A 255-nucleotide genomic window follows, 5' to 3' on the forward strand; every position below is an offset into this window, starting at 1 on the left:
TGGTAGCCCTTCGGGCATCGCCCTGTCCACGCAGCAGTCCGTTCACATCGCGAGCGATGCACAGACCAACCTCGTGAGCGGACAGAGCACGCACCTCGCAACGGGCAAATCGCTAATTGCAAGCGTTGCGGAAAAGCTCAGCTTGTTCGTGCAGAACGGTGGGATGAAGCTGTTTGCGGCTAAGGGCAAGGTCGAAGTGCAGGCGCACTCGGACAACATTGAGATTACTGCGCAGAAGACGTTGAAAATCTTGTC

Annotated in this window: 1 protein-coding gene; it reads left to right on the forward strand. The window is 56.5% G+C overall.

All coding sequences use genetic code 11. The features are described 5' to 3' along the window. The coding region (locus SB771_RS35705; RefSeq protein ID WP_410722132.1) for a DUF2345 domain-containing protein at positions 1 to 255 on the forward strand (255 nt) is incomplete at both ends.

Source organism: Burkholderia sp. SIMBA_051, from assembly GCF_046534915.1.
GTDB lineage: Bacteria > Pseudomonadota > Gammaproteobacteria > Burkholderiales > Burkholderiaceae > Burkholderia > Burkholderia ambifaria.